A 220-nucleotide genomic window follows, 5' to 3' on the forward strand; every position below is an offset into this window, starting at 1 on the left:
GAGATAGTGCGCCCCGTGACCACCGCCTCCAGTGCAACGGCAATCACCGGAAAGATGAGAAAGCAAAGTGAAGCCTTGAAGGGAGTGACCAAGGCGTTAAGTTTGAAATAGGCCACAATACCTCCTACACCAGCGATACTGCCGAGATACAGAACAGCGAGCCAAGAAGTTAGCTGAATATCGGCCAGCTCTATTTTCTCCATCGTCATACCGGCAACTA

General features: G+C 50.9%; 1 protein-coding gene. It reads right to left on the minus strand.

The window, feature by feature from the left end:
• Positions 1–220 (minus strand): EamA family transporter (locus ACW5XD_RS24015; RefSeq protein ID WP_456497031.1); only part of this gene is annotated, 220 nt, incomplete at both ends.

The sequence above is a fragment of the Aeromonas enterica genome (assembly GCF_054052465.1).